Source organism: Thorsellia anophelis DSM 18579 (assembly GCF_900111395.1).
GTDB lineage: Bacteria > Pseudomonadota > Gammaproteobacteria > Enterobacterales > Thorselliaceae > Thorsellia > Thorsellia anophelis.
Genome location: NZ_FOHV01000030.1, coordinates 1 through 13,261 on the forward strand (window position 1 = coordinate 1; position 13,261 = coordinate 13,261).

A 13,261-nucleotide genomic window follows, 5' to 3' on the forward strand; every position below is an offset into this window, starting at 1 on the left:
TTTTAAATGATATAAAATAATTATTGTTAAGTTATTCATAGTTAAATATTTGCATTGCATTGTTTTTAAAGTAATTTAATTGTAAATATAGCCCTTTTAGTGCGTAAGCATTTGAAGGGCTTTTTTTGTTTTAATGATTTTGGTATTTTAAGAAATCGTATAATTTATTATATTGTAAATTTAGAGTTTTTGGGTTATGCTTGTTTTGTCAATAAAGGTGATGTAATGAAAATAGAGCTAGTCACACACAAAACGGGTGAACAAATACCAATGATGCTAGATACTTCTGGTATGCCTGTTGTATTACCCAATGAGTTTATCCTTTCTAGGCGATCCCTTAGTACCAATACACTGGTTCGGAATTTGAGAGAACTGTCAGTGCTCTATCGTTGGCTGGACAAATCAAATTGTGACCTATCTGCTAGATTACTGGCTCAAAACTCGTTCAACGAAGCGGAATTAAAAGGTAGTTTGGTCGAGGCGTTAAGAATCGACCAGGCCAATGGGCATATAAGAGCAGTAGCGCCTAATACCTTTAATCAAAGGCTAACAACTATCCGACTATTTTTCAGTTGGTGCATGGACGTACTGACTAGTCAGCTACCTCTATCTTCCTTGGATTATGAGCGTTTAAGGGAGAGAAAGTCATTTTTGCTAAAAACTCTTGATGGTAGCTTTATGTCTGCAACACCAGTCAAAAAGAGTCTTCAAAAGGGGCTAAATGATGCTGAAGTTGATTTCTTGCTTGCGGTATTGCACCCCGATGCTAAGCAAGGGTTCGGAAGAGATTCTGCTGTAAAGTTCAGAAATTATGTATCTGTTGGGCTGATGTTATTTTGTGGTTTAAGGCCAGGTGAGCTGCTTAGTCTCAGGGTGGAGGATGTCCAGGTTGGTCCGATTTCGTCGATACAGGTTGAACGTAGGCCAGCGGACCCGCTTGATCTAAGGCGACCGAGGCCTCAAATAAAACGCAATGGCCGAGTCATTCCGGTTGAAAATAGGCTTCTTGAATTGGCTTTGAATGAGTATATTGTTACTTGGCGTGAAGTGCTTGAAAGTAAAAGCCAATACGAATCAGACTATTTAATCTTGAGTGATGAGGGGGCGCCTTTGTCGCAATCCTCAATTACACAGTTTTTTCAGTTGTTGCGATTGCAATACGCTGACCACCTTCCTGAAAACTTAACGGCCAAGTCTCTCAGGCATTCATTCTCATCACGGCTTGAGCGGGTATTGCGTGCTTCAGGAATGGATGAGCAGCGCAGGAGAGAAGCTTTAGCCTTGCTGCGTGGCGATAGTAGTTTGGACTCACAAGATATATACATAGCCCAAGAAGTGGAAGAGCAAGCAATCAAGTCACTGAAACGGTATCAGGCTGAAATAATGTCAGGGAAGAAGCTAGAGTGAATATAAGATTATCGAAACCACAGGCTATCGAGCGGTATTGTCCTGAGATAGAAAAATTAATTACCCGTGAAGGAAAAGCAGTTGATATATCCGGTGATACTTGGAGATTGCCGTATTCTGTGAGGGATAATTCAACCCTGAATTTCACAAAGATAATCAATCCCGAAATCAGAGAAGCGCTCAAAGACCATGTTGCCGAACAACTTAAACGAATATCAACACATGCAGGCTATGTTGCATATCAGGATGTCTGGAGAGAGGTTCTGAGATATTGGGGGAGCCCTGCATCTAAAGTTGATTCAGAGTCGCATCTAATAGATCTATTTGAAACCGCTATTAATCGCGCTCGCTCACGAAAAAGGCTATGGGCAATGTACAGGCCCATACAGTGGTACATCTGGAGCGCTGACAACAAGGCAGAATATGGTTTTTCGGAAACTTATGCGCAAGAACTTGAGGCATTAGAATTGCCTGGGAATCCGAAAGGTGAAGCTGTTCGGATGGAAGATCCCGAAAGTGGCCCTCTGCACAAGTCTCTTGAGCTACCTCTCTTAATCAATGCACTTAAATCAGATGATGGGCGAACATTAGAGCATTTGCAGCAGAGGGTTGTAGTTGCCCTTTCCATAGCATTTGGGCGAAACCCTGCTAACTTAACATTTCTCCGAGAGTCTGATTTTGAACGGCTGGCTCCCTTAGGTGATGACCCATGCTACATCATTCGCATGCCGAGAATTAAAAAACGATTTGTAAATCCAAGAGACGATCTTTTGGTTGAATATCTTGATCCACATTTTGGTGCCATGATTGAGCAGTTGATAGAAATCAGTAAATTGGTGCCGCTGAGTTTTGCAAATAGAGCCTTTGTTATTCCAGAAAAGCGACCATTGCTAATTAACAGAAATGGAAATAAAGCGGCCATTTTATCCAAAGATATTGATAACGTATTTAACCTGACGAGTAGCGATATATCACGTTTACTCAGTGCGTTCGTAAAACGCCACAATATTATCTCACCGCTCACTGGTGAGTTAATGTGCGTAACTCCGAGACGGTTGCGCTACACATTGGCGACAGGCTTGGCTGCTGAAGGGATCAGTAAGCGTGAGCTGGCGAGGATCCTTGATCACACAGATACCCAGCACGTGCATGTCTATTTTGAAATGGCTGGTAGAATTGTTGAACATCTAGACAAAGCAACCGCGAAAGGCTTCTCGAAGTACCTCAATTTTTTCAACGGTAGGCTAATCGATAGTGATGAAGATGCTGTCAATGGTGAAAGAGGTGATAAGCATCTAATATTTATCGATGAGCAAAACCCTACAGATCAAGCTGATATTGGTGTGTGTGGCGAATCCAGTGTTTGTCACCTTGATCCGCCCTACTCATGTTATTTGTGTCCAAAATTTCAGCCTTATCGGCACGCTAATCACGAGCATGTTTTGGAATGTTTGCTGGCTGGACGCGAAGAGCGTTTGAAGAAGTACGATAATGCGCGATTAGGCATACAGCTTGATGAGGTAATCGCAGCGGTAGCACAAGTAGCCAAACTATGTGAGGAAGGGGGGCGTAATGTCTGATGGTCGCTCCAACCGCAAGGCCAAGGTTATTCCTTTCGTTGATCGTCTTGAGCGTGACAGGAATGAAAACCTCAAATCTTTAGCCAGCAAAGCAAAGCTAATGAAGTTAGAAGGGTTTGAGTCTGTCGTTTGGGATGCCCCCGAGTGGCAAGTCGTTTCAGGCCGCCTAGTCAGGTTGACTGGTAAAAATACGAAATCAGCCTCTTTTAGTTTTTCGCTATCTCCGAAGCTGGATTCAGAGTCACTAGACGGTTGCTGGGAACTGGTTGCCAAAGCGTTATTTGTGCTCAGGTTCCACAGAAAGCATCAATCAGCACCGAATCAGCGTAATTTCATTACCGCTATTGGATATGTGTCATTTGCAGCTAAACAGCTAGGGCAGGATTTATTTAGGCTTACGCCTGAAGCACTGGATAATGCGTCTGTTTTAATCTCAAAACACTACAGTGATACCACCGCCTACAATCTTCACAAGCATGTTGCAGAGTTTGCGGCACACTGTGATGCCAATGGTTTGTGCAGAGTTTTATTACAGTACAAATATGCAAAAATGAAGCGTCCAGCTGGCACTGGAGGAATAAATCATAAAAGGTTAGATGATCCTGAGGTTATGGAGACGAAGTCAGACAAACTGGTCGATCCCGCTGTATTTCGAGTCATTGGTGAACTGTACTTAAACGTTCCCAAAGATCATAAGTATCGTTTCTATATTCTGATCTTGACACTACTTGCTTCCACAGGAAGGCGGTTTAGTGAAATTTCACTATTACCCGCTCAGCAGCTGTCTTCTGATGACGAAGGTAACCGCTATATCGAATACTTTCCGCGAAAGGCAAGTCGTGGTGACGTATTTACACCAAAACGAAGGCTTTACTTGCCGTCAGAGGTGGCCCCCATCGTTGGTGATGTACTCGTTGAGTTGGCGGAAATTACATTTAAAGCGCGTTTAACAGCAGAAGAAATGTATAAAGTAGGTGGTCCAGACCTAAGGTTTTTGGATAGTATACCTGAAGATAAAAAGCTCTATGCAGCTGATTTGACTGAATTAGGAATCAGTCACACTGTTTTGGGCGCAACAGGTTGGCTCAGGAAACAAAAACTCGCGTGGCCAGATCATAACACATTAACCAGGCAGGTAGCTAAGCCTGCAAATCCCATTTTTTACACTTACAAAAGTGGATTGATTGAATACTGTTTGCGTGATTTCTTTGAAGCATATTTATCTGCTTTCCATACAGACCAATTTGGTAAAGAATATTACCTAAAAGATCTTTTATTCATTCGTCCTCTTGGACTTTCCAGTGGAAGCTACGCTCATTGGCTGGCCACGAGTTGTAGCCAGTCCATGTTTACTACCTTCCTTCGCTATTTTGCACAACTTGCCGCCGAATACGCTTCAGAAAGTATCGAGGTGGATTTTACCAGTCATCATTTCCGTCACACGCTTAATACCCTGCTGGATGAGGGCGGGTTAAGCGACCTGCTACAAACCGAATGGTTTGGTCGTACTAACCCAAAAGATACCAAAGCATACCAGCATACTTCTCGCGAAAAACGAGCGCTGATGCTCCGCGAAGACATCAAAAAAGGCTTGGTAAGTGGGCAGTTAGCTGAGCAAATCAAAGTTGTTCCGGTAGAAGTTCAGGATGCTATTCTGAAAGCGCGAATTCAGGCTGTACATGATGTTGGCACTGGAATCTGTATCCACAATTTCTCTCAAACACCCTGTGAACGTCATTTGCAATGTTCGGCAATCTGCAAAGACTACGTTTGGGTTAAAGACGATAAGGGACGTCTGGATGAGCAAAAGCGCCAGTATGCCCTTACTGCGCTTGCACGAAAAAATGCTGAAAAGCAAATGAGTAGCAACAAGCCGAAAAAAAGCGCTGATTGGCTAGCCCATAACGATAAAAAACTCAAAACATTGGCTACCCAACTGGCCGCAAACGGGGTTGAGCACTTTGATCCCGAACAATATCTAAAGGAGATAGAGCATGGTTAAGCGCTTTAGACGCATGTCTGATAGTGACATCAAAACAATTGTTGCTGATTTGGATCGCTGGGCACTGGGCGAGCTTGGATCAAAACTAACTTGGGCTGTGCTAGAAGAACGTTTTGGCTTTAGTCGCCAATCGCTTCAAGCTAAATCTGAGATTAAGGCTGCTTATAATAACGCTAAACGTGCTCTTTCAGGCGGGCTGGTAAAAACTAAAGAACTGGTAACTAAAGAGGCTGAAGAGCTTCAGGTCGAGGTAGAACGTCTCAAAGAGGAGCTAGAAGCTTTCAAGCGAAAGGAAGAGCAGTGGCTGCGTCGCTGGCAGCAAATCGCCTTTCATGTGCGGCAGAAAGGCTTACAGATGGCCAGTGTTGATAGGGCGCCGCCAGAAGGGGCAGTTCTACCCTCTAACACTGAATCCGCTCAGATTCTCCGGCCGTTTGATAAAGAAATACCGCCATCAGGCAGAGTGTAAGTGATTGATATATAGTTTAATTAAGGTTGATGTATTTTCTATATAAATCAGTTAAATTGTCAAGTGCCTAGAATCGCACAGGCTGAAAAATGAATAAAAACAAGATTTGCGAGCGAATCAAGCAGGTACTAGCGGATGCTCCTCGTAATCAATATACAGCTGAACTTTATCTGCAAATGATCAAATACGATAATGATCTGAGGAACATTACAGCAAAAGAGTTTTGTGAAGGGTGGTTGCGAAGCAGCTTCGGTGCGGAATTTAACAAAATGTGCAATCTGACTCGGTGTTTGAAAGCCGTAGGACTAAACCCTAAGCATCTATCACGACGTTTTAAACGTTGACATTGAAATTGAATAATCTGATTAAACGATTTAAGCTGACTAAGAGGCTATTGAAATGGTAAAAGACTTTAAAGATATTGACCAGTTAGCACCTGCAGATTTCGAGATTTTTGTTAGGGACCTATTTCTTGCCTCCGGTTGGTCGGATGCTGAAATTACAAGAGTTGGAAGAGAATTTAAATACGGTGATGGTGGTGTGGATATCTTTGCTTACAAAGGAAAGAGAAGATTTGCTATCGAAGTTAAGCAACGGAATTTGAGCACTACAGTTGACGTAAAAGCCCTAAACCAAATTGTTACAGGTGCTAAGTTAGCAAATGTGTCTAACAAGATATTGGTTACCAATTCATACTTCACCTCAGAAGTTAAAGCGCGAGCATTACGCTTAGGTGTAGAGCTTATTGATCGAGATGAGTTACAGAATCTTTGGGTAGTAAAACACTCAGAAATTGGTCGGGATATTAAACCAAGGAAGTACCAACAATATGTCATTGATGAAGCTTTGCACAAATATAATGCAGGAAAAAATAAGATTTTGATTGAAATGGCTACAGGTTTGGGGAAAACCTATACAGTAGCTCATCTAATAAAGAGGCTAATCCATGAGTCATCTGAGCGACCACGGATTCTCTTTCTTGCTCATCAAGTGGAAATTTTGCTTCAGTCAGTTACTGCATTTAAAAATGTCTTAGGTATTGGGAATTACAGTTTCTCTGCCTGCTTTTCTGGAACGAAGCCAGAGGACACAGATTTTGTATTTGCATCATTCGATACGTTGTATGGCCAACTGGGGAGTCTATGCAATAATTCATATGATTTTATCGTTGTCGATGAGGCGCACCATACGGCGGCAAGAACATATTCCGAAGTTGTCACCCTATTTAAGCCGAAACTGCTGGTTGGTTTAACCGCCACGCCATATCGAGCAGATAACAAAGATGTAATATCTTTTTTTGGTGGGGCAGATGGGCATATTGGTAAATTCGATTTGGTTTGGGCTTTAAAGCATAAGAAATTGGCATTTCCTAGATATCTCGTCCTTCTTGATGATCTTGATCAGGATAAAATTAATCAATTAGAAAGTGGGCTATCCATTTCTGATTTGGATAAAAAATTATTCTTGCATAAAAAAGATCAGGAAGTTGTTCGTATTGTTGAGAAAACTGTTGAAGAACAGGGGATACAGAGAGTAAAGGGAATCGTATTCTGTAGAAACATCCGCCACATGTACCACCTTATAGGTTTTTTTCAGCTCGGATCTGCTACTCTTGTACATTCAAAAATGCAGGATCTGGAAAGAAGAGAAAATATTAGAAGTTTTAGGGAGGGAAATGTTAAGTATATATTGGTGTGTGACCTATTTAATGAGGGCATTGACATTCCAGAAACAAATCTACTTATTTTTATGCGGTATACGGGCTCCAGAACCATTTGGCTTCAACAGTTAGGGCGAGGATTAAGAAAAACACCCAATAAAGACTATGTCCATGTATTGGATTTTGTAGGGTCTCTTGAGAGGCTTAACGAGGTGAAAGAGCTTTCTAGGTCTATCGATAGAATGCCTGTTGATAGAGAAAATCTAATTGATGATGCGGAGGAGCCGGAAGTAAATAGTGTCTTTCACGATATGGCACTGGATGTCAAATATAGTGAAGAAGCGGCGAAAGTCCTCAAATTGATCGAGAATATGAAGCTAGAACTCAATAGTCGTGAATTGTTATTGGAAAAGCTGCGACGGTACAAAGAGATAAATGAGTCAATTCCAGATATTTCAAATATAGAGAATTGCCTAGAGGACGTGGGCTTAGATCAGATAGCTACTCATTTTGGATCTTATTATGGCTATTTAACAGCCGCATTTGATGGTGATTTCGACAAACAGGAAATGATCTTAAGGATGAAAAAATATATAAGTGGGTTTTATGAAGATTATAAACTGGAACCTAGTTTGAAAGCAATTGCAGTTCATTTTACTGTGAATCATCTAAATGAGTTTACTGAGAAGGATATTAAAACACTGATTCCTGAAGCAAGTGAATTTATCCGCGAAGTTACGCCGAATGTCCCTACTAATTTAGGAGAAAACAGTTCAATTTCTGGCGCTCCATCTCCTTGCCCAATAATCGAAAAGTACAGAAATAATTTATTATCTCGTTTAGATGTGAAAAAGCTTTCTGACGCTGAAAGAGATGAGATTATAAAGAAATACAGTTCTATTTCTGTGTTTTTGAAGAAATTAAAGAGTTATTAAGAAAATGGATTTTGTTACTATTGATATCCGCCAAATAAATTTGGATAGTGCTGTAAAAAAGTTAATTAAGTCGATTCTATGTGATAATGCTGACACTTTGCCCAAAAAAAGGGACTTGTGGGAGATTATCGAAGATATGAGCATGGATGATTTCATGCTGTTAAAAAGGAACGTTTACTTTGCTGACTTTCTTAGGTTATTTGGTGTGGAATTTTCGCCTAGCGGGGATACCTGTAGTGAATTTAAAGATAACACTGAGAGCGTTGGTCATGTTGATAATAGTGATAACGATATGATTAAATCAAAGATTGGAAGTGATATCAGCCTTGATTTGGGGATAATAAAAATACCCTCGCTCGTGACAAGGCTTGATGATTTGATATTGCCAAATAGATTTTCGAAACTGGTTAAAAGATTAAGAAATATCAGTTCATTTCATGAATCATTCCATCTTGGTGAAACTTTGGGTGATCTTGTTAGTTTGAGCACTTCTGATATTGCTTGTCTTCCTGGGGTTGGATTATCTTATGTGGAAGCCTTTAAAGAGCTTAAAATATTAGCCAATACTGCGGATGAGATTGATATTGAGGTTGATAATTACGCACCTTCTGATAATAAAATTAATCTTGGAAAAGTAGATACCAGTAATATGAGGCTATGTTTGGGAGGGGTAGACCAAAAATTTGCTAAAGCGTTGGAGAAGTACGCTAGATACATTGGTGCTGAGGATGTTGCAGAAAATTTGGATGACATTCTTAGTTTTAATCGGAGTAAGTTGCTTGCTTTACCGGGCTTTGGAGAAAAAATAGTACATTGTCTGATTGAGTTCAGAGATGTTGTTAGAAAAGAAATTGAGTCTATTTTAGCAGGCAATATTAACTATCAGGAATTTGAATCTTCGTTAATCTCCCCAAAGGTATTTAGTATGGTCCCAATTGAAAAAGCAGAAAAAATCTTGCTGGAGGATGTCGATAATTTCATTGATCGAATTGAAGATGATGAGGCCGACATTGCCCAAAAACGCTGGGGATTTGTAGAGGACAAGCAGACATTAGAGCAGATAGCCTCTAACTTTGATGTTACAAGAGAGAGGATACGTCAAAAAGAATCAAAGATAAACAGCAGTTTTATTCGGCATTTGCGTATTCATCCGAAGGCTATGTGGCAGCTTATAGAGCCTGAGCTATCCAGCAGTTTTCGCACTAAATTCAATAAGGTTTTCTCATGTTTCACAGAGGAAAAGGACTTTTACGATTTTTTAAGCTTGATTTGTGGGCAGACTAATCTTTTTGAGTATGTTTACCCTGAGCTAGACAAAACTATATTAAATATTCTTTTTGCGGAAAATGGTGCGCCACTCCATCTTGATGATATTAGAGAGTACATTTCGCAACTAAATTTAAGTGAAATTAAAAATATCGATAACGCTATTTATTTTTTGGAGAAGCGTGGCGTCTTGCTTATTGATGGCGAGAATATTTGGCCGAGGCAGCTTGGAAAAGCTGAGGCTAGTGCATGTATTTTATTTCATCTTGAGGGTGGTCTGCCTTGGTTGGATGTAGCTAGACTGGTGAATGCTAGATGTTATTCTAGGACTGATATTTACGAGGATCGCCTAGATAATGAGGCTTTTAAGTTGCCGGATTACATATATTTGGCCGGTAAGGGTGTATATAGACATACAAGATTTATTGATGTTGAATCAATATCGCTGGACGATATATTTATATCGGTGATGGAATATGCTCAATCAGATTGCAGAGACGTTTTTCATTTGATGGAATGCTATCAAGCTTCCGCTGGGCTACAGGCATACGATTATTTTATAATTAGGCACTTGGTAAAGCATTTCGGCGAAGATTATGGATTTTACTTTTATGGTCGTTCACAATCCGATTCCGTGGGGTTGAAAAAAGGCTTCAAAAATATTACACAAAAAGATGTAATTATTGAGGCAATGAATAGAAGTGAGAGGCCTTTAACAAAAACAGCTATTGCTAACTTACTGAAGAGCAAAAGTAGTAATCATGCTGCATTTTATCTAGATGCTTTGATTGAGGACGGTAAGGTTGTTCAGGTAGACAGGATGCTCTACACTACACCTAGCTGCGCATACAAAGATATTGTTGTAGATGACTACGTAGTTGAAATCGGTATAATATTGAATAAATACCAAATCCCTGTAGAGTCATCTATTATAAAAAAAGAGCTAAATAACCGATTTTTAAAGTGTTTCTCAAAGTACTTTTATGCATCGATTGCACGACTTTATGCTAGGGATCAAGGGTGGTTCAGAAAGAACAGTTTGTATTCTATTAATGAAATACCATTTAGAAATTTAAAAGCAGTCATTGAAAACGTTTGTAATTTGGAGTTTTCGGTAAATGATAATATCGAGTTTCTCCAGAAGCATGTAGCTATCACTAAGGAATCAGCTACCATAGCGCTTTATAATTGGCGTAATAGCCCCTAGTGCATGAATTAAATTCATGCGAGAATGTTGATATTCCTGTGTTTCCTATTTGGTGCGAGAGTCAGGAATACGAAAATTACGCCTATGGAACGTAAATTGCAAGGAATTATAGGTAACTCTATCTCAAATCGAGCAATAGTTTGGATTTAGACTTGGCTTGAAGTATCATTAGCTGTTGATGGCAAGAACGGAAAATGGATTGTAATTCAGCTAGATCTTGCTGAAATGCGATTCAAGGTTTGGTAGAAGCAACAAACCTTCCAATATTCGCCTTTTTGATTATGGATGTTGAAGCTACCTGAGTTGGTCAGGTGCTTTCGCTAAAAGTGTTAAGATTCTATCTTTACGCTTGGTGTCTAATAACCCTAGAGTACCCTCCCAGAAAGTTGACAGCATTGGAGTTAACTTAACATTATTTAATATATTTAACATTAAATAAATTTTTTTCAATGGTTTAAGTTATTTTTTAACTAGTTTATGTGAACAACCTTTTTGAGGATTACCTGAGACCTAATTTTGTTAAGTTTCATTATTTAAGTTAGATATAACAAAGGTTTGAGACAAAAGTAAAAATGTTGAATTTTCAGTAATTATATTTTAAGCCCTTATTATTAAGGGCTTTGTTTTTTATGAGTTCAAGATTATTCTTTTATATCAAGTGATAAGCATAATTAACTCTATTTGTGGCGGCAAATCTTATTGGTTTTAGTGTTTATCTATTATTCTGATATTTCTTGAACCAATTATTATGCAGTCGGAGCAATTTGTTCAATGTAATTGTCTATGTTATCCTTACTATATCTATACACTCATCATTGGTTATTTGCTATAACCACGTCAATCAAGGGATTATAAATGACTCATAATATTTCAAATATGACTGCTGTGCCTGAACTAGATTTTGCGGAATTTACCCCCATCATTAAGTTTTGGATGGAAATTGATAAACTGAAACAAGTTGAACGCAAGACCAAAATTTTAGGGCAATCTCGTCACGAGAATTCAGCTGAACATAGTTGGCAACTTGCAATTGGATTATTAACTTTAAAGCCATACTTACCGAATTCACTTGATTTTTTTAAAATGGTTAAAATGGCTTTATTGCACGATATTGTTGAAATTGATGCCGGGGATGTTATTGCTTTTGATTTAGCCGCTCGCGCTGCTAATGAAGAGAATGAACGGGCTGCAGCTAAACGAATTTTTGGGTTACTTTCAGATGAAATTGGTGCTGAATTTCTAGCTTTATGGGAAGAATATGAGGCATCAGAAACGCCCGAATCAAAATATGCGCAAGTGATAGATAGAGTAATGCCGATGATACTTAATTTACATAATGGTGGGCAAAGTTGGGTAGACAATGGAATTGCTTATGAACAAGTTTTAGGGCGAGCGGCTTTAGCGAAAGAAATGTTACCAGAACTATGGAATGCTTTAGATAAACAACTTAGACAAGCCAAGATAAATGGATGGCTTAAATAATGTCATTGCTTAATAATGATAAAAAACATTATGATGTGATTATTATAGGAGCCGGTGCTGCTGGTTTATTTTGTGCTTTTGAATTAGGTCAAAGTGGTAAATCTGTACTAGTATTGGATAATGGTAAAAAGGCAGGGAGAAAAATTTTAATGTCAGGGGGAGGGCGTTGCAATTTCACTAACCTTTACATTGAACCTGGTGCATTTATTTCACACAATCCACATTTTTGTAAATCTGCATTAGCACGTTATACGCAATGGGATTTTATTGAGTTAGTGCTTAAGCATAATATTGCTTATCATGAAAAAACATTAGGGCAATTATTTTGTGATGATAGTGCAGAAGATATAGTTAATCTCTTGCTAACTGAATGTGATGCCGGAGGAGTTGAGATAGCATTACGTCAAACAATAACATCGATTGAACAATTGTCGGATAATTATTTTAATGTCATCTCAAATGAACGTTCAATTACCGCTCATCATTTAGTTGTTGCAACTGGCGGGTTATCGATGCCAGGTTTAGGTGCTACCCCCTTAGGTTATAAAATTGCGGAACAATTTGGATTGTATGTTTATCCTACAAGAGCAGGGCTTGTTCCTTTAACTTTACATAAACCTCTATTAGAACAGTTAGCTAAGCTCTCCGGTATTGCAGTGCCTTCTATTGCGCAAGCTAAGGACGGTACGTCTTTTCGAGAAAATACTTTATTCACCCATAGAGGTTTATCTGGACCGGCTATTTTACAGATATCTAATTATTGGCATGAAGGTGATGCAATTAGCTTGAATCTTTTACCTGATGGCAGTATCTCTAACATTTTAGTTGATGCAAAAGCAAAGCATCCACAGCAGCAGCTTAAAACTATTTTATCTCATTCCCTTCCTAAGCGTTTAGTTGAATTAATGATTGATATGAAACTTCTACCTGAGATGACAATGGCGCAGTTGAGTCTTAGCCAAATTGAAAATATTGATAGGCTTATTCATCAATGGGAAATTAAACCGAATGGAACTGAAGGTTATCGCACAGCAGAGGTGACATTAGGGGGAGTCGATACGAATTGTTTGTCTTCTAAAACCATGGAAGTGAAATCTGTTAAAGGTCTTTATTTCATTGGCGAGGTAATGGATGTAACAGGGTGGTTAGGGGGGTATAATTTTCAGTGGGCTTGGAGTTCAGCTCATGCTGCGGCAGAGGCGATAATACAAGCTTAGATTTTTAAGCTATTATTAATCAGGTTATCTATATTA

General features: G+C 39.3%; 9 protein-coding genes. All 9 read left to right on the plus strand.

Annotated elements, in window-relative coordinates:
• Positions 1 to 225 precede the first annotated feature (225 nt).
• The 9 genes from BMW37_RS12370 to BMW37_RS12410 all read left to right on the plus strand — a co-directional run bounded on the left by BMW37_RS12370 (position 226) and on the right by BMW37_RS12410 (position 13,225).
• A complete protein-coding gene (locus BMW37_RS12370) occupies positions 226 to 1,407 on the plus strand; it encodes a tyrosine-type recombinase/integrase (RefSeq protein WP_093317398.1) in 1,182 nt (393 codons plus the stop codon).
• Positions 1,404 to 2,987 carry a site-specific integrase gene (locus tag BMW37_RS12375; RefSeq protein ID WP_093317403.1) on the plus strand — a complete coding sequence of 528 codons (1,584 nt, stop codon included), beginning with the start codon at positions 1,404 to 1,406 and terminating at the stop codon, positions 2,985 to 2,987. Before BMW37_RS12370 ends, BMW37_RS12375 begins: the two co-directional genes overlap by 4 nt.
• Positions 2,980 to 4,989 (plus strand): integrase, encoded by a 2,010-nt coding sequence (locus tag BMW37_RS12380; RefSeq protein ID WP_093317406.1) that lies wholly within the window; start codon positions 2,980 to 2,982, stop codon positions 4,987 to 4,989. Before BMW37_RS12375 ends, BMW37_RS12380 begins: the two co-directional genes overlap by 8 nt.
• Positions 4,982 to 5,458, plus strand: coding sequence for a protein kinase (locus BMW37_RS12385; RefSeq protein WP_093317409.1), 477 nt, complete (start codon positions 4,982 to 4,984; stop codon positions 5,456 to 5,458). Before BMW37_RS12380 ends, BMW37_RS12385 begins: the two co-directional genes overlap by 8 nt.
• An 89-nt stretch (positions 5,459 to 5,547) precedes the next feature.
• Complete coding sequence (locus tag BMW37_RS15625) at positions 5,548 to 5,802, plus strand: HTH-like domain-containing protein (RefSeq protein WP_093317411.1); 255 nt, start codon at positions 5,548 to 5,550, stop codon at positions 5,800 to 5,802.
• 55 nt (positions 5,803 to 5,857) lie between these two features.
• Positions 5,858 to 8,053: a DEAD/DEAH box helicase family protein gene (locus tag BMW37_RS12395; RefSeq protein WP_093317414.1), complete on the plus strand. Its 2,196-nt coding sequence runs from the start codon at positions 5,858 to 5,860 to the stop codon at positions 8,051 to 8,053.
• 4 nt (positions 8,054 to 8,057) lie between these two features.
• On the plus strand, positions 8,058 to 10,526 hold the full coding sequence (locus BMW37_RS12400) for a sigma factor-like helix-turn-helix DNA-binding protein (RefSeq protein WP_093317417.1): 2,469 nt from the start codon (positions 8,058 to 8,060) through the stop codon (positions 10,524 to 10,526).
• An 855-nt stretch (positions 10,527 to 11,381) separates the two neighbouring features.
• Positions 11,382 to 12,008 (plus strand): HD domain-containing protein, encoded by a 627-nt coding sequence (locus tag BMW37_RS12405; protein ID WP_425441800.1) that lies wholly within the window; start codon positions 11,382 to 11,384, stop codon positions 12,006 to 12,008.
• On the plus strand, positions 12,008 to 13,225 hold the full coding sequence (locus tag BMW37_RS12410) for a BaiN/RdsA family NAD(P)/FAD-dependent oxidoreductase (RefSeq protein ID WP_093321668.1): 1,218 nt from the start codon (positions 12,008 to 12,010) through the stop codon (positions 13,223 to 13,225). Before BMW37_RS12405 ends, BMW37_RS12410 begins: the two co-directional genes overlap by 1 nt.
• Positions 13,226 to 13,261 lie beyond the last annotated feature (36 nt).